The sequence below is a fragment of the Paenibacillus sp. EB106-05-06-XG162 genome (genome assembly GCF_058791655.1).
The window spans coordinates 133697-150909 of sequence record NZ_JBYTDT010000015.1 but is presented as its reverse complement, the minus strand read 5'-3'; the positions used below and the strand labels follow the sequence as shown (position 1 = coordinate 150909).

Sequence of the window (17213 nt, the reverse complement as noted above, 5' to 3'; positions counted from 1 at the left end):
GCGCTGCGGCACAGGCCGCGCCAGCGCCAGCGCAGCGCGCCACAGCGGCGCAGTCCGCGCCTGTGGCTACGCCCGCGGCTAGCGCCGCTGCCCGTGCGCGCGAGCACGCGCGCCAAGCGGCAGCGCGGCTGCGCAGCGCGCAGGCGCTGCTCGCGCCCTACCCCGCGATGAAATCGCTCGGGGCAGGGCTTGCGCGCAAAGCAGAGCGGCTCGAGGATAGCCGCTTCACGATCGCGCTGTTCGGCGCGTTTAGCGCAGGGAAGTCCTCCTTTGCCAATGCCCTCATTGGCGAGGACGTCCTGCCGGTATCGCCGAACCCGACGACGGCTGCCATCAATCAGCTGATGGCGCCAACCGAAGACTTCCCGCATGGGACCGCGGAGATTATCATGAAGACCCGCGAAGCGATGCTCGAAGATATCGCTTTCTCGTTATCCATGCTTGGTCTTGAGATGCCGTCCGAAGGTCGCCTGCTGGAGATCATCCGCAGCCTGAAGCCGGAGCAGGTGCAGCCTGCGGGCCGTCCGCATTACAGCTTCCTGAAAGCTGTCGCCAAAGGTTGGGTTGCTTCGGAATCACTTCTCGGCCAGAGCTTCCAAGCGGATCTGCCGCGTTATCGCGCTTATGTCGCAGAGGAAGATAAATCCTGTTTTGTGAGCGTGATTCATCTGCATTACAGCTGTCCGCTGACTGATCAAGGGATCGTCTTAGTGGATACACCGGGAGCGGATTCGATCAATGCGCGTCATACAGGTGTGTCGTTTAATTATATAAAGAACGCGGACGCGATTCTTTTTGTTACCTATTATAATCATGCATTCTCCCAAGCGGATCGGCAGTTCTTACAACAGCTTGGAAGGGTGAAAGATGCATTTGAGCTTGATAAAATGTTCTTTATTGTAAATGCAGCGGATTTGGCGGGTTCTGATGACGAATTGCAGGGGGTGTTAACTTATGTCGAGAACCAACTTTTGGAATATGGCATTCGATTCCCAAGGTTATTCCCTGTCTCTAGCCTTCAAGCCCTTGACGCGAAATTGAACAGCGATGAACCGGGATATATCGCATCGGGCCTACCTGCATTCGAGCAAGAGTTTATTCGATTTACGATTGAGGAACTGGGACAATTGGCGATTCAATCGGGTGAGCAAGATCTAGTCCGAGCGGAACGAATGATTCGTCAATGGATTGATGCGGCACAAGCGGATGAGCAAGAAAAGCAGCGCCAGCTAGCTCAGCTCCAACATAGCGAACAGCAAGCGGGACAATGTTGTGCCGGGTTACAACGGCAAGCTGCAGTCGATGCGCCGCTGTTGACCAAGGAAACGCAAGAGCTGCTCTATTACGTGAAGCAACGGATTCGCTATCGGTTCAGTGATTTGTTTAATTATGCATTCAACCCGGCAACGCTGCGGAGTGACAGTCAGGATCTGAAGCTCGCGCTGAAGAGCTGCGTCCTCGAAATCCATCGACTGATCGCGTTGGAGCTGTCTCAAGAGCTGCTTGCAACGACGATCCGAATTGAGCAAGCTGCGTTAAAAATGGCTGCACGCCATGCCGAACAAGCAATCCAAGACGTTCAGGCCGTGCTTCCGTCCTTCGAGATGGGCGCGCTTCTGTCGCCACAGAGTTCTCCACCCGCTGTGGATGAGAACTTGCGTTCACCGGAAGTGGATTTCAGAGAAATCTGGTCCATTTTCAAAAATCCGAAGTCATTCTTCGAAGGGGAAGGCAAAGCGCGTCTTCGCCAAGTGATGGAATCGGCCTATGTGGATTCAATTCAAGCAGCTGTTCAGGAACATGAGCGTGGATTCGTCACCCATTACTCGGCATTCTCGGAACAAGTCCTTGAGCATTATGCAGCGCAAATGCATGATGCAGCAGCAGAGCAATGCGAAGGGATTCGAAGCTCGTTAGTCCAACAGACGGACACTGAAAGCCTTGAGGAGCTTATACGAGCTCTTCGAGCGGCATAATGATTTAACCCAATTTTCAAAATGTCAAAGCCTCGTACAAAGCGTGTATTTGTACGGGGTTTTGTGTTTTTATGAATTGAATGTGCCAAAGAAAGCGATGTATTTGGATGATTTAAGAGAACACCGTACATTTGTTCCTTAATTCGCCATCACAATCTGGTTACAGGGATTAAATGACCTCAGATGCTCTTTGAAGTGATCTGAGCATGATGTTAAACTGCATGAAGTTAAAGAAGTTTTAACGAAAAAAGGAGAGAGAGAATGGACGTTTTCAGGAGACTTAAAACTTTTTACTGGCCGGAAAGACGTTTTCTCGGGTTATCGATTCTTTGCTTGGTTGTAGCAACGGCGTTAGGTCTGGTGTACCCCAACTTGCTGCGGATCATGATTGATGATGTGATCGGGAAAGAGAATTATGGCATCGTGTTACCGTTATCCCTAACCGTACTTGTTGTTGTCAGCATTAAAGGCTGCTTGCAATTTCTACACGGTTTCTTCGGAGGAAGATTAGGCAACCGGGTTGCTTACTCCATCCGCAACGCTTGTTATGAGAAGCTGCAGTACCTATCTTACCAGTACTATAACACGGCGAAGACTGGGGACTTGATGTCACGTCTTACGGCCGATTTAGAAGCCCTGCGGAACTTCGTAGGTTTTGGATTTGCGCAAATTCTAAACATGATCTTAATGGTCTTGTTCGGAACGATCATGATGGTGTCGATTAATTGGCAGCTGACGCTGATTACGATGGTCTGTATTCCACTGCTGGTATACACAGCCATTCGATTCGAGAAGAAGATTCACCCAGCATTCCGCGAAATGCGTCAAGCGATGAGTCAGTTGACGACAGCGGTACAAGAGAACATTACAGGAGTTCGGACGGTGAAATCGTTCGCTCGTGAAGCCCATGAAGTCGATAAATTTGGCACGAAGAATGAACTGTACAAAGCGAATCAAATTCGCACTGCGATGCTCTGGGGAACCTACTTCCCTGTGATGGAAATTCTCGCTTGTATGAGTGTCGTCATCTTGTTAGGGTTTGGTGGCGTACAGGTAATCCAGAAAAGTCTGACACTTGGTGAGCTGGTTGCATTCTTCAGTATGATTTGGTACATTATCGGACCGATGTGGGGGATTGGATACCATATCAACAACTACACGCAATCCAAGGCATCTGGTGAACGGATTCTCGAATTGCTCGATCATACGGTGGATGTGAAGAACCGCGAAGATGCGATTCAATTGCATCCTAATCAAGTCAAAGGTCATGTCCGCTTTGAGAACGTTTCCTTCGGCTACGGCGATGCACCGCATGCGGTACACAATATCTCGCTAGATGCGTCGCCTGGCAAAATTATCGGCCTACTCGGCGGTACGGGCGCAGGGAAATCGACGATTATCTCGCTCATTATGCGGGCATATGATGTGCAAGAAGGTCGGGTAACAATCGATGGTGTTGATCTACGTGATCTAGAAATCGAGAGCTTGCGCAGTCAAATTGCAACCGTATTTCAAGAAACGTTCTTGTTCTCAGCGACCATCCGCAGCAACATTGCTTACGGACTTCGTGATGTGACCGATGAGCAAATCGAACGTGCGGCAAGACTTGCGAAAGCGCATGACTTTATTACCGAACTTCCTGAAGGCTACGACACGGTTGTAGGTGAACGGGGGATGGGACTCTCAGGGGGTCAGAAGCAGCGGATTGCTATTGCGCGTGCGATCCTGATCAATCCGAAAATTTTGATTCTTGACGATGCGACAAGTGCTGTTGATATGGAGACAGAGCATGAGATTCAAGCTGGTTTCCGTGAAGTCATGCAAGGCAGAACAACATTTATTATCGCGCATCGGATTTCCTCGTTACGTCATGCGGATGAGATCCTCGTCTTGGATCAAGGTCACGTCGTACAACGTGGTCGTCATGAAGAATTGATTGCAAAATCAGGTCCTTACCGTGATGTCTATGATATACAGTATGCGGATCGCGCGGAACTCGAAGCGATTGCATTAGGGAAGCAGGTGATATCATGAGTGTACAGGCGGAGAAAGCACAAACGAAGCGAGGCGTGAATCAGCGATTCATCTACCAAGATGATGACCAGATCGAGAAGTCGTTCAACTGGGCGCAGTTCACGAGATTATTCGCTTTTATGAAACCGTACGCGAAGCAGATGTTGCCGGTTATTATTGTGATGATGATTCTAGGAACCATTACACGACTTGCCGTGCCACTCTTGATCAGTCTCGCGATTGATAAAGCGATTAATCCACAAATCGGTATCGATAATCCGAGCTATTCCTTGCTCTATACTTACACCGGTGTTGTGCTCGTGCTCTATATTATCCAATGGGCAGCGAATACGTACCGCATTAAATTTACGAACATTATCGGACAACGTGTCATTTATGACCTACGTTCAGCATTGTTCAAGCATATACAGAAATTATCGTTCCGTTTCTATGACACAAGACCTGCGGGCTCCGTACTTGTACGGATTACGAATGACGTCAACTCGCTGCAAGACTTGTTCACGAACGGGGTCGTCAACTCGATGATCGACTGTGTGCAGCTAGCTGGGATTATTGTCATCCTGTTGTTCCTGAACTGGAAGCTGGCGATCGCCGTGATGATTACGGTTCCGCTCATGTTCATCGTCTCGACGAAGCTGCGGAAGAGAATCCGTATGGCGTGGCAGGATGTACGTGTGAAGCAATCGCGGATTAACTCGCATTTGAACGAAGCCATTCAAGGGATTCGTGTTACTCAAGCGTATACACAAGAGAAAGAAAACATCAGTTTCTTCACAGAAATGAATACCGTTAACCGCAAATCTTGGGACAGAGCTTCGATGATGAACCAGACGTTCGGTCCTGTCATTGAGATCACCGGTGCGATCGGAACGTTCATCTTGTTCTTCTACGGGGCGTATCTTCTTAAGTCAGGAGCGATGACTGTAGGTTTGCTCGTAGCCTTCGCGAACTACGTCGGGAACTTCTGGGATCCGATTAACCGTCTTGGACAATTGTATTCGCAGTTGCTTGTTGCGATGGCATCCTCAGAGCGGATCTTCGAATATTTGGACGAAGTACCGAATGTTGCGGAAGGCAAAGAAGCGAAGGAATTACCTCCGATTCGCGGAGACGTGAATTTCAAGAATATCGTATTCGAATATGAGAAGGGCCGTCATGCCTTGAAGGGGATCTCACTTGATGTCACAGCAGGCCAATCGATTGCACTCGTCGGACATACCGGATCGGGTAAGAGTACGATCATCAACCTGTTAAGCCGATTCTATGATCCGGTTGAGGGGCAAATTCTCGTGGACGGCATCGATATTCGCGATGTCACGATCGAAAGTCTACGCTCGCAAATCGGGATTGTGATGCAGGATACGTTTATTTTCTCCGGCTCGATCCGGGATAATATTCGATTCGGACGGTTGGATGCGACCGATGAAGAAGTCGAAGCGGCAGCTAAAGCTGTCAACGCGCATGAATTTATTACGAATATGCCAGGTGGGTACGATACGCAGGTCGAAGAGCGAGGGAATGTGCTCTCGATGGGTCAACGTCAGCTCTTGTCCTTCGCACGGGCATTGCTCGCCAATCCACGCATTCTGATTCTGGATGAAGCGACTGCAAGTATCGATACCGAGACGGAAGTGAAAATTCAAGAAGCGCTGAAGACCTTGCTGCAAGGACGTACATCCTTCATTATCGCGCACCGGTTATCGACGATTCGCCATGCGGATCATATCGTTGTTCTGGATCACGGAAGAATCCAAGAGCAAGGTACACACGAATCGTTAATGACGCAACGAGGTACTTATTTTGGATTGATCGAAGCGCAATATCGTTTCTTATAATTCATTGCTTCACCTTGACGCTTACCGCCCTTACAAGGGACGGTGAGCGTTTTTGTTTGTGCTGTGCTAAGATCTGAATCGCTGCCGATATTTGCTAGGTGAGATGCCTTCCAGCTTCGTGAAGCAGGAGGTGAAATAAGCGCCTTGATTGAAACCGACTTCTTCAGCGACTCTCGCGATGGAGTCATCCGTCTGCAAGAGCAGCAGCTTGGATTGTTCGATGCGGTAGCGCTGTAAATACTCCGTAGGTGAGCAGCCGAATTGCCGATGCATACAACGAGCGATATAGACAGGATGGAAATTCGTATCTTCACCGAGCCTGGCTGCGGAGATCTCCTCACGATAATGCTGCCTGAGGTAAGCGGCGGCAAGCTCTGCACAGTGTGTTGAAGTATTCGATCCCTGTGCTTTCATGGAAGCATAGAGGCTCTGAAGCAATTCTTGAAATACGACCTGCTGCTGCCAACGAACCTGCTGCGAATCAAGCCCTTGATCTAATGCAATCAATTGTTCGATCATGCCAAAAACTTTACTCGGTTGATCGAGTAAGGTAAATTGCGGCAAATACAGGTCAAAAGTACGGGTAAGAAATTTAGATACGGGTTTTCTGGAGTTTTCGTCCGTGACCGGATCCATATGCTGCTGTTGCAAAAGTGACCAAGGCCCGTCCGTCTGGAAATGCAGCCAGTAATAATCCGTGGCTACGTCACACGCAGCTGTAGCGTAATGATAACGGTCAGGCAGAAGAATGAGTGCATGATCTTTGCGTACCTCGAAGGTCTCTTGCTCCTCTCCCATATACAAGCATCCGCTTTTAATGACGAGTAGGTCAAATACTTGGATATTGGAGCGGCTCGGGTGCTTCTGGCCTTTCAATAGGGTATGTGGTCCGCTTATTATATAATGCGGCAGAGGCGGGGCAGTAAATTTAAGCATAGGCATCGGATCCCCTTTTTCGAGTCAGTTGCTAGGTTTGAATTTTATAAATATGCGTTGGTATCTTAATATTCAATCCACAGTATACCATTTATAATTTAGACGATCTATCATGTGCAAGATGAACATCAGGAGGTTTGTATTATCGATATGGAAGATAAGAAATTTACATTGTGGGTGCTAGCTTGGCCTATATTTATTGAGGTTTTCTTGCAGTTTCTGCTGGGTACGGCAGACACGTTAATGGTGAGTCGGATATCGGACGATGCTGTTGCTGTTGTCGGCTTTTCCAATCAATTATTTAATGCGCTAATGATACTGTTCACGACGATCGCGAGCGGCGCCGGAATTCTCATAGCTCAGAAAATCGGCTCAAGGCAGCAAGAGCATGCACGCACCATCGGCATGATGGCCCTGAACGTCGGGACTGCGATAGGGCTGCTGCTTAGCCTGCTGCTTATTTTCTTTCCAGTTCCGATTGCAAGAATGCTGCAAATGCCTGAACCATTGCTTCCGCTAGGGAAAATCTATATCTCCATCGTTGGCGGGGGGATGGTCCTGACGGCGATCATGTCGACGTTAAGTACGGTCATTCGCAGTACGGGGAATACGAAAGGCCCGATGTTCACGGCCATTGGGATGAATGTTGTTCATATCTTTTTTAACTATGCATTCATATTCGGCGCGTTCGGCTTCCCACAATGGGGGTTAACCGGAGTTGCGATCTCCACCTTGCTGAGCCGTATATTGGGCACGATATTGCTGTTCATGATGTTCTTGAATGCGTTTGAACGGCGGGTAAATTGGCAGGATTTATGGAGCTTCGATTCGAAGCTGTTCAAGGATGTCATGCGAATTGCTTGGCCGTTAGGCGTGAATATGGCAAGTTGGGTATTCTCGCAACTCATTATTTTTTCCTTTATTTCGATGCTGGGTCCTAAAGAAATGGCAGCACGAACCTATATGAACACCCTTGAGTCCTTCTGCTTCTTGCTTGGTTCCTCCGTCGCGATGGCATTGCAAATTCAAGTTGCACATCTGTTTGGTGGTAAACGTACGGATGAGGCCTATCGGAGTGCGTACCGAGCACTGGGAATCGGGCTTGTACTCGTAACGGTGAATGCGTTCATTATTTATTTGTTCGGGCGACAATTTCTTGGCATTTTCACAACCGATCATGAAATTATTGCGCTTGGCGCATCGCTTCTTGGACTGAACCTGATCTTGCAGCCAGGCAAAATGATGAATATGGCGATGGGGAACTCGCTGAATGCAGTGGGGGATTCGAGGTATACGATGACGATTGCGATCCTCTCCATGTGGTCGATTGCGACAGGATTATCTTATGCGCTCGGCGTACATCTTGGATGGGGACTTATCGGAATTTATTGTTGTATGATCACAGATGAGTATTTGCGAGGCATTCTGGTATTGTTTCGTTGGAAAGGACAGAAGAAACTACGTCATGCGGAACGGCCGGATCCTGTTCCACGTACGAAACGTATGCAATCAGAAGTGTTATAAGGCTTGCGCAGATGATAGAATAAGAGAAATGTAAATCTTATCAATGCGAGGAACTTATGAATCAAATGAATCGAATAAAGATGACAAGTGAACTAATTATGGAGTTATGCGGGACGGCGTCATGGAAGCGGGGACAGGATGATTATGAAGCAGGGCGTGTCCAGCAGCTTACTTACCATGCTGAGATTATGAGTTATGAAGCCATCGTCTCTGGCAAAGCGAAATACCATGTACAAATCCAGTTGGATCCATTCGGAGATATGGAGGCTGCGTGTGAATGTGCTGCATTCCAAAAGTATTATACCAATTGTCAACATATCGCGGCGGTAATGTTCGGCATGATGGCCTCTGAGCAGAACGGGGGAATGATCGACAATGTAGCAAATGACAGTCGGAATTCTCTTCCGTCACAACGGCAGCTTATCCAGCAGAGGGAATTGCAAGGGAAGCGTCTACTGACGGATCAATTTCTAGCATTATTTGATTCACAGGAGCGGAAGGAATCGAACCTCATACCGCGTGAGATGCTGCAAGTTGAATTTGTATGTCATGCGATAACAGATCCTTTGCGGCCGTCGATTGTAACTCTTCAAATGCGGATGGGTCCCAAGAAGCTGTATACGGTGCAGACGATCAGGGAGTTCCTGCGACATCATGATGAAGGAGAACCTTTGGAATTTTCTCGCATGTTCACGTACGATCCAGCACAGCATTTTTTTCATGAACACGATCAAGCCGTCATTCAGATCTTAATGGAAATCGAACGGAATGAACGAATTTATCGAGACAGCTGGGGTGTAGAGCCAGCGTTGACTTCATATGATCAGGAGCGGGAACTAATCGTTCCGCCCCATCTGTGGGAGCGATTGCTGCCTAAACTAGTGGATGCCGGAGCGATGTATGAACAGAACCATGTTAAGAAGGGTCAGCTCAACCTCGCACAACCGGATGAACGACTACCGATGACGTTTCTGTTTCAAGAGGGGTCAGCGAAGGGGTATTGTTTGAATGCACTAGGGATAGATCAACTCCTGGTGCTTGCGCCTTATGGATATGCCGTCATGGATGGCAAATGGTACGCCATCAGGGATAGAGACGTGCAGCAGCTTGCGAGATTGCAACAGGTGATTCAGCACGAATCCACACTCCTCATATTGAAAGACCAAATGGGTTCGTTCATGGAACGTGTACTGCCATTTTTGGATCACGTAGGCACTGTGCAGATTGAGGAGGGAATGAAGGACAAGCTCCAATACATCCCTCTGCAAGCAAAAATGTATTTGGATCGCAGCGCAGAAGATCAGTTGATTGTGCGTGCGGAATTTGTATACGGCAGTCAGGTCATTGCACAGAAAACAGGCGAATCAAAATCTGCCATAGGCTCAGACGTCATTTTGTTACGCGATTCGGACAAAGAACGTTTGATCACGGCCTTAATCGAAAGTATTCCGGCGAAGCCATATCGGCAGGGATATTTGTTCGAGCATGAAGAAGATACGTACAACTTCTTGTATCATGTACTTCCGGAGCTTGAACGTTATTGTGAGATCTATGCGACAACCGCGGTGCAGGAAGTCATGTACACACCAAGTCGCTCTACAGCAGGACCGCGAACAACTGTGAGCATGAAAGGGGAAGGATCGTGGCTTGAAGTCGGGTTCCAAATGGATGATGTGGATCGGGAGGAAATACAGCTTCTGGTGCAAGCCATTATAGAGAAGAAGAAGTATTATCGTCTGCGCAAGGGAACTTTCGTGAATTTGGATCAAGAGGCATTCCTTGAAGCAGGTCGTCTACTTGATCAATTGGGCGTTACCACATCTGATGTCCGCGGACCTCAAATTGCGCTGCCAGTCTTACGCGGATTGCGATTACACAATGAAGAAGAATACCAGGGTGTTCGATTCGGCAAAGAATTCCGTAACTTTGTGGACCAACTCCGGCATCCAGAAAGACTGGAATTCGAAATTCCTACGGGACTTGCTGCGACGCTTCGCGATTATCAGCACGATGGGTTTCAGTGGATGAAGACGCTCGCTATGTATCAATTTGGAGGGATTCTTGCGGATGATATGGGTCTTGGGAAGACGCTACAGAGCATCACCTTCATGTTATCTGAACAAGAGCAGGAGGAGGCGTTGCGGCGACCGATCTTAATCGTATGTCCAGCGTCCCTCGTCTATAATTGGGAACGAGAATGCAAGAAGTTCGCACCGAGCCTGCGTGTATCCGTCGTTGTTGGTGACAAAGAGGAGCGTGGAGCGCAGATTGATGCGTTGAACTCCGATCTGATCGTAAATGGTGGTCAGCGTCCAGATGTACTCATTACTTCGTACCCGCTCTTGCGGCGTGATATCGAACAATACGAGCAGCATACGTTCACGGCTCTTTTCCTTGACGAAGCTCAAGCGATTAAGAATCATGCGTCCTTGACATCGAAGACCGTACGGCAGTTGAAGGCGCAGCAAAGATTCGCATTAACAGGTACGCCGATTGAGAATTCGCTTGAAGAATTATGGTCGATATTTGATGCAGTTTTCCCGGAATTATTCGGTTCTAAGCAAAAGTTTCAAGAGCTTGCAACGGAGCAAGTTGCGCTTATGGTTCGACCATTTATCTTGCGTAGGATGAAGCGGGACGTTCTAACTGAACTGCCAGAGAAAATTGAGACGCTGCAGGTCACGGAGTTGTCTGCGGAACAGAAGAAATTGTATACGGCTTATTTGGAGAAGCTGCGCAAGCAGACGAAGCAAGACATGCAACAGGAAGGCTTCCAGAAGAATCGGATGAAAATATTAGCCGGTCTGACGCGGCTCCGGCAATTATGCTGCCATCCGGCGTTATTCGTCGAGGATTACGAAGGTTCATCGAGCAAAATGGAGCAGCTCTTCGATATTATTGAGGAATGTCTTGGCAGCGGCCGCAGAATGCTCATTTTCTCGCAATTTACAGGAATGCTCGATCTGATCAACGACATGTTAGGCCGGATGGGATTATCCTGCTTTTATTTGGCGGGCGATACACCTGTGGAAGAGAGGCTGGATATGTGCAATCGATTCAATGACGGTGAGCATGACATCTTCTTGATTTCGCTCAAGGCAGGGGGGACCGGACTCAATCTGACCGGAGCAGATACGGTGATTTTGTATGACTTGTGGTGGAATCCTGCCGTCGAACAGCAAGCGACTGACCGAGCTCATCGTATGGGTCAGAAGAATGTGGTCCAAGTGATTCGCCTCGTATCGCAAGGCACGGTTGAAGAGAAGATATATGAATTGCAGCAGAAGAAGAAAGATCTCATCGACGAAGTGATCACGACTGGCGAAGGTTCAGTTTCTTCTTTAACCGAAGATGATATTCGTGAATTATTGATGATATAGCATTATGTAGCCCCCTCCTATCTTAGTGAGATAAGCGGGGGCTATTCGTTGTTAACTAGCACGAATCAATCATTAAAGTCTACCCGGTAGATGTACTCGAGTTGTTTGTTGTTGAAGGAAGCGGGAACCATGGGCATAACGAAATTGCGCACGGACGTAATGAATTCGTTTTCAATTTGTGCTACAACACCAAGCATTCGTGAGATGCGGGTGATCTTGTTCACACGCTTCATACGTAATTGTTCGAACCGTCTCAGCGCTTGCTCTACGGTTGATTGACGCCCTATTTCTTTGGCTAGTATGACGGCATCTTCGATGGCTTGGCACGCCCCTTGACCTAAATTTGGTGTTGCAGCATGCGCTGCATCCCCGATCAGAGCAATTCGCCCTTTCGTAAATTGAGGCATAGGCTGTAAGTCCATAATCGGCTGATAAGAGATTTGGTTCGGGTCGCTGGCCCGCAGGACATCAATCACACTTGAATGATACCCTTTAAAATGTTCGATTAATTCATCTAAAGTCTTGATTGCCTTCTTGTTCATATGATCGTTGATGCAAATGAACCAATAAGCTCTGCCACCCGAGAGCGGCACAATCCCTATACGACCAGCTGGTCCCCATGTCTCTGTAGCATACGTATCATGAATCCCGTCTGGTAATTGTGATATGATGCCTGTCCAACAGCTGTACCCAGCCGAACGTATACGGGAAGTCGGGAATAATTGACTTCGAATCGCAGAATGGATGCCGTCAGCGCCAATGACAGCGTCTGCTTCGGCTGTTGTGCCATCCTGAAATCGTAGTATGGCTTTATGATGGTTTTGTTCAATACCGATACATTTTTTCTCATATATGATCGTATTCTTCGGATCGTCGATTTTATTTCGCAGCAATTCAAGCAGCTCCGATCGTAAGATGGAGATGTATTGCGCTTCATTCGAAGGAAGCAATGCGAAATTCGTTGCATTCAATTTGCGGCCTTTGGCGGAAATGAATTGTATTGAAGAAAGAGCACGACCCTGCTGCATGAATGCGCTTTTAAGATTAAGTTTGTCAAGGGCTTGAATGGCGTTTGAGCCGATACCGAGCCCTGCGCCTGGAACGAAATTCGGATCCTGGGTATCATAGACAGTGGCTTGTATTCCTTGCTGCTGGAGCGCAATCGCGGTGCTTAACCCTGCAATGCCGCCGCCTGCAATGACGATGGATGGTTTTATGCTGATCGCCCACTTTCTTGTCAACGAAAATCTATAATTCTATCATATCATGAACTTGCAATTTTGGGGCATTCGAAGCACAATGGAGAATATTACGGTGTGGAGGTTCAGGAACAATGCTATCATCGCCTTATTCGAAATCCGCTACAAGAATGTTATTGCTCGGCTCAGGTGAGCTTGGCAAGGAAGTAATTATTGAAGCTCAACGTCTCGGGGTGGAGACGATTGCTGTTGATCGTTATGCGCATGCACCAGCCATGCATGTTGCGCACCGCAGTTATGTTGCGAATATGCTGAATGGTGAAGAAATTCGCCGCATCATCGAAGCCGAGAAGCCAGATTTTATCGTCCCGGAGATTGAAGCGATCGCTACGGCGACATTAGTGGAGTTAGAGCAAGAAGGATATCGTGTCATTCCTACAGCGAATGCAACGCGTCTGACAATGGATCGGGAAGGGATTCGTCGATTGGCAGCGGAAACGCTGCAGTTGCCTACGGCGAATTATGAATTCGCAGATAGCCTTGCAGAGCTACAAGAAGCTGTGGCTAAGATTGGAACGCCATGTGTGATCAAACCGCTCATGAGCTCCTCCGGCAAAGGGCAGAGCGTCTGCAGAACGCCAGATGATGTGGAAGCTTGCTGGAATCTTGCCATGGAAGGCGGACGTGCGAAGAAAACTCGCGTTATCATCGAAGAATTTATTCCATTTGAATCGGAAATTACGTTACTGACGGTTCGTTCTGTATCGGGAACAACCTATTGTCAGCCGATTGGGCATATTCAGAAGGATGGCGACTATGTCGAGTCATGGCAGCCGCATGCGATGACACCGGAGATGATCGCCGAAGCACAGCAGGTTGCGAAGACGATCACGGATGCGCTTGGCGGATATGGATTATATGGAGTTGAATTGTTCGTCACGAAGAATGGCATCGTATTTAGTGAAGTATCGCCGAGACCTCATGATACGGGTCTTGTTACGCTTGTGACCCAAGACCTCTCGGAGTTTGCACTGCATGTGCGTGCTATTCTTGGGTTTCCAATTCCTTCGATTCGTCTTCTAACACCAGGCGCGTCGGCCACTGTAAAAGCAGATCGTGAATCTGATACGTTTTCTTTGCATGGTGTTGAAGAGGCGCTAGCGGGTGTGAATACACAAGTCCGACTTTTTGGCAAGCCGCAGACGAAGGTTGGTCGCCGGATGGCTGTCGCGCTTAGCTCGGCAGAGGATGTTGAGACAGCACGGATACAAGCGAAGGCAGCAGCGAGCAAAATAGAAGTAAAGTATGAATAATTAGTTATTTGCGATTAGAGGAGCGATCTCAAGAAGAAACAGTGCTTGGATGGCTCTTTTTCTTTTGCAAAACGGGAATGTATGTTCTATACTAAAGACCCAGACCGTTATTCTTCAGCAGAATTTGCAAAATGCTGAAATAACGATTATTTTTAAATTTAAAGATGGATTAGTTAAGTGTTCGCTGATGTGCTAGGAGGGATAAGATGAAATCGAATCGGATTTGGCGGTTGACGGCCATTACCGGTGTTGTATCAACTTTGCTATTAATGGTTGGATTTGGTTATGGTGTGAATGATATCCTGAACCCTAGGGGCGTCACGATGACCGATGAGGTGGCCCCGAAGCCGCAAACGCCAACAACATCTGATTTATCACAGAAATCCACGATTCAAGTCACCTCGATCGGGGATTCCTTGACACGCGGCACGGGTGATTCAACAGGGAATGGCTACGTTCGCAATGTTATCAAGATGCTCGGGGATAAATGGAATAAGCCTGTAAAATTGCTTAATAATCTAGGTATCAACGGACTGCGTGCGGATGAACTTGTACATAAATTGCAAGAGAAGGGCTTTAAGAATGCCATCATGGAATCGGACCTTATCTTGCTTACCATTGGCGGGAATGATCTGTTCAGCGGTGCAGTTGAGGGAGACTTTTCCTCTGAGTCCTTTGAGCTTGACAAGATGCTGGAGAAGGTCGATGACAGTGCGAAAGATTTGAAAACGATTCTGCTACAAATATCAGAACTGAATCCGAATGCCCGAATTGTCTATGTTGGATTATACAATCCATTAGCCGATATGAAAGATATGCGCCAAATTGGGAACACGGTTGTACAGCGATGGAACAATCTCGCGTATGCGACGATTAATAAACATCCGAATATGACATTAGTACCGACAGCGGATCTGTTCCAGAGCACGCTCTCCCAGGTGATTTCATCAGATCATTTCCATCCCAATGCGCTCGGATACGAACAAATTGCTACACGAATCGTACAAGGCATTGCGCCGTGAGGAGGGGGAAAATCTGTGCTTAAGGACGAGAATCCAGTTGTATTACAAGTTGATCAGGTGAAGAAACGGATCGGGAAGAAATGGATTATTCACGGCGTTTCCTTTGATGTGCGAGCAGGAGAAATCTTTGGATTTCTAGGCCCGAACGGATCGGGCAAGACAACGACCATTCGAATGTTAGTCGATTTGATCAAACCGACGGAAGGCCAAATCGAACTATGTGGTTACAATGTAAATCGTGACCCGGAACAAGCCCTCCAATATGTTGGTTGTATCGTAGAGAATCCTGAAGTGTATACCTATTTGACAGGTTGGGAGAATTTAGAGCATTTCGCGCGGATGCAGCCCGGGATCGATCATGTTCGGATTCAAGAAGTGGTCGATATCGTTCGACTGGAGGGCCGTATTCACGATAAGGTGAAGACATACTCGCTCGGGATGCGGCAGCGTCTTGGCATTGCACAGGCATTGCTCGGTAGACCTAAGCTTCTTATCTTGGATGAACCGACGAATGGTCTGGATCCGAAGGGCATCAAGGAGCTTCGTGCCTTTATCCGTGAGCTGGCAGATCAAGGCATGGCTGTATTCGTCTCGAGTCATCTCTTGTCGGAGATTCAATTGATGTGTGATCGTGTTGCGATCATTAATCAAGGTCGAGTTCTTGCTGTAGGCGAGGTGAATGAGCTTATTGAAGAAGGAAGCAATTATGTGGTGTGGCATCTTGAGCCGGCACAGGAAGGTCGAGTGATACTCCAAGCGCAACAAGGAATAGAACTCGTCCATGTGGCAGATATTCAGCTGGATGAAGCGATGCTCGCTGGGATGGATAACGATGTATGGGTAACCCATATGGATGCAGATAGCATCTCTGATGTCGTGAAGGTCCTTGTTGGATCAGGAATTCAGGTGCACTCTGTACAGAAGATGAATCCCACGCTTGAGCAATTATTCTTGCGAATGACAGAAGGTGAATCCATTGAATAGACTCCTGCCTTTAATCCAGAACGAGACCATCAAGATGATGAAGAAAAGAAGGTTTCTTGTTGTTATTCTAATCTTGCTCGTGCTTATTCCGGTGTTTACCTATGCACAGATGAAGGTTGCGCAGAATAATCGAGAGAAATTCAAGGATTGGCGTCATACGTTGCAGCAGCAGATTACAGACAATCAGAATTCCTTAGCAAGTGATCGTGTGCCAGAGGAATGGAAAAAGTTCCGTCGGATTATGGTGCAGCAATGGCAATATTATTTAGATCATGATGTTGATCCCAGCTCACCGAATGGCGTTACCTTTGTGAAGTCTTTTATGGAGAACTCTTCATCGTTATTTATTCCCTTGCTCGTGATGGCAATAGCATCAGATATTGTTTCCTCGGAACGGACGACGGGGACGATTAAAATGCTTCTAACGAGGCCAATCCGAAGGTGGAGAATTCTGCTTAGTAAATTATTGACGTTGACGATCTTCGTCGGATTGATTATATTGACAACATTCGTGCTAAGTTATTTGATCTCCGGTAGTGTATTTGGATATAATGGCTGGAATCAGCCTGTATTTACAGGATTTCAGATTAGCGGTGTCGAAGTGGATATGACAGGCGTACATCCGGTGCCGCAGTGGCTGTATCTGATTATGCAATGCGGGTTAATTTGGTTCTCCAGTATGGTTGTGGCGATTCTGGCATTCATGGTTTCGGTGTTGGTGCGAAGTACCGCAGCGAGTATTGTAACCATGATGGCAGCGATTATCGCAGGCAGCATTCTGACGAATATGGCTTCATCCTGGCCGAGTGCCAAATATTTATTTATGGTGAACTTACAATTAACGACTTATTTGGCCGGTTCACCGCCGCCAATTGAAGGAATGACATTGCCTTTTTCCTTGATGGTTCTAAGCATATGGGCATTGGTAGCGCTCTTCATTAGCTTCCGTGTCTTTACGAAACAGGATATATTGAATTAGAATGAACAATTATGACGTTTAAAGGGGGAGC

The 17213-nt window shown here is 47.7% G+C and carries 11 protein-coding genes; 9 read left to right on the top strand and 2 right to left on the bottom strand.

Annotation, left to right across the window (positions count from 1 at the left end):
* The 3 genes from AC3WU2_RS24715 to AC3WU2_RS24705 form a co-directional block, all read left to right on the top strand.
* Nucleotides 1-1976: dynamin family protein (locus AC3WU2_RS24715; protein ID WP_492457644.1), on the top strand; the 1976-nt coding region annotated here is incomplete at its 5' end.
* 261 nt (nucleotides 1977-2237) lie between these two features.
* Entirely contained in the window at nucleotides 2238-4010 is a 1773-nt protein-coding gene (locus tag AC3WU2_RS24710; RefSeq protein WP_492457643.1) for an ABC transporter ATP-binding protein, read from the top strand.
* Nucleotides 4007-5845, top strand: a complete 1839-nt coding sequence (locus tag AC3WU2_RS24705; protein WP_492457642.1) for an ABC transporter ATP-binding protein — start codon at nucleotides 4007-4009, stop codon at nucleotides 5843-5845. Before AC3WU2_RS24710 ends, AC3WU2_RS24705 begins: the two co-directional genes overlap by 4 nt.
* A gap of 66 nt (nucleotides 5846-5911) precedes the next feature.
* Here the strand turns inward: AC3WU2_RS24705 and AC3WU2_RS24700 are convergent, their stop codons facing one another.
* A complete protein-coding gene (locus AC3WU2_RS24700; protein WP_492457641.1) occupies nucleotides 5912-6787 on the bottom strand; it encodes a helix-turn-helix domain-containing protein in 876 nt (291 codons plus the stop codon).
* 144 nt (nucleotides 6788-6931) lie between these two features.
* On the opposite strand from AC3WU2_RS24700, the gene AC3WU2_RS24695 reads away from it, so the two are divergent.
* A complete protein-coding gene (locus AC3WU2_RS24695) occupies nucleotides 6932-8305 on the top strand; it encodes an MATE family efflux transporter (protein ID WP_492457640.1) in 1374 nt (457 codons plus the stop codon).
* A 65-nt stretch (nucleotides 8306-8370) separates the two neighbouring features.
* A complete protein-coding gene (locus tag AC3WU2_RS24690) occupies nucleotides 8371-11685 on the top strand; it encodes a DEAD/DEAH box helicase (protein ID WP_492457639.1) in 3315 nt (1104 codons plus the stop codon).
* Between the two features lie 65 nt (nucleotides 11686-11750).
* Here AC3WU2_RS24690 and AC3WU2_RS24685 read toward each other — a convergent pair whose 3' ends face one another.
* On the bottom strand, nucleotides 11751-12926 hold the full coding sequence (locus tag AC3WU2_RS24685) for an FAD-dependent monooxygenase (protein WP_492457638.1): 1176 nt from the start codon (nucleotides 12924-12926) through the stop codon (nucleotides 11751-11753).
* 92 nt (nucleotides 12927-13018) lie between these two features.
* Between AC3WU2_RS24685 and purT the strand changes: the two genes are divergently transcribed.
* The 4 genes from purT to AC3WU2_RS24665 all read left to right on the top strand — a co-directional run bounded on the left by purT (nucleotide 13019) and on the right by AC3WU2_RS24665 (nucleotide 17182).
* Nucleotides 13019-14197, top strand: a complete 1179-nt coding sequence (gene purT / locus AC3WU2_RS24680) for a formate-dependent phosphoribosylglycinamide formyltransferase (RefSeq protein WP_492457637.1) — start codon at nucleotides 13019-13021, stop codon at nucleotides 14195-14197.
* A gap of 206 nt (nucleotides 14198-14403) precedes the next feature.
* Nucleotides 14404-15219, top strand: a complete 816-nt coding sequence (locus tag AC3WU2_RS24675) for a GDSL-type esterase/lipase family protein (protein WP_018755407.1) — start codon at nucleotides 14404-14406, stop codon at nucleotides 15217-15219.
* A gap of 15 nt (nucleotides 15220-15234) precedes the next feature.
* The gene (locus AC3WU2_RS24670; RefSeq protein ID WP_492457636.1) at nucleotides 15235-16203 is read left to right on the top strand and encodes an ABC transporter ATP-binding protein; all 969 of its coding nucleotides are present in this window, start codon (nucleotides 15235-15237) and stop codon (nucleotides 16201-16203) included.
* Nucleotides 16196-17182 (top strand): ABC transporter permease, encoded by a 987-nt coding sequence (locus tag AC3WU2_RS24665; RefSeq protein ID WP_492457635.1) that lies wholly within the window; start codon nucleotides 16196-16198, stop codon nucleotides 17180-17182. Before AC3WU2_RS24670 ends, AC3WU2_RS24665 begins: the two co-directional genes overlap by 8 nt.
* Nucleotides 17183-17213: the final 31 nt, after the last annotated feature.

Coding starts and splice junctions, on each gene's coding strand:
- AC3WU2_RS24700 (WP_492457641.1), bottom strand. CDS start 6,787: ATGCCTATGCTTAAATTTACTGCCCCGCCTCTGCCGCATTATATAATA.
- AC3WU2_RS24710 (WP_492457643.1), top strand. CDS start 2,238: ATGGACGTTTTCAGGAGACTTAAAACTTTTTACTGGCCGGAAAGACGT.
- AC3WU2_RS24705 (WP_492457642.1), top strand. CDS start 4,007: ATGAGTGTACAGGCGGAGAAAGCACAAACGAAGCGAGGCGTGAATCAG.
- purT (WP_492457637.1), top strand. CDS start 13,019: ATGCTATCATCGCCTTATTCGAAATCCGCTACAAGAATGTTATTGCTC.
- AC3WU2_RS24690 (WP_492457639.1), top strand. CDS start 8,371: ATGAATCGAATAAAGATGACAAGTGAACTAATTATGGAGTTATGCGGG.
- AC3WU2_RS24695 (WP_492457640.1), top strand. CDS start 6,932: ATGGAAGATAAGAAATTTACATTGTGGGTGCTAGCTTGGCCTATATTT.
- AC3WU2_RS24675 (WP_018755407.1), top strand. CDS start 14,404: ATGAAATCGAATCGGATTTGGCGGTTGACGGCCATTACCGGTGTTGTA.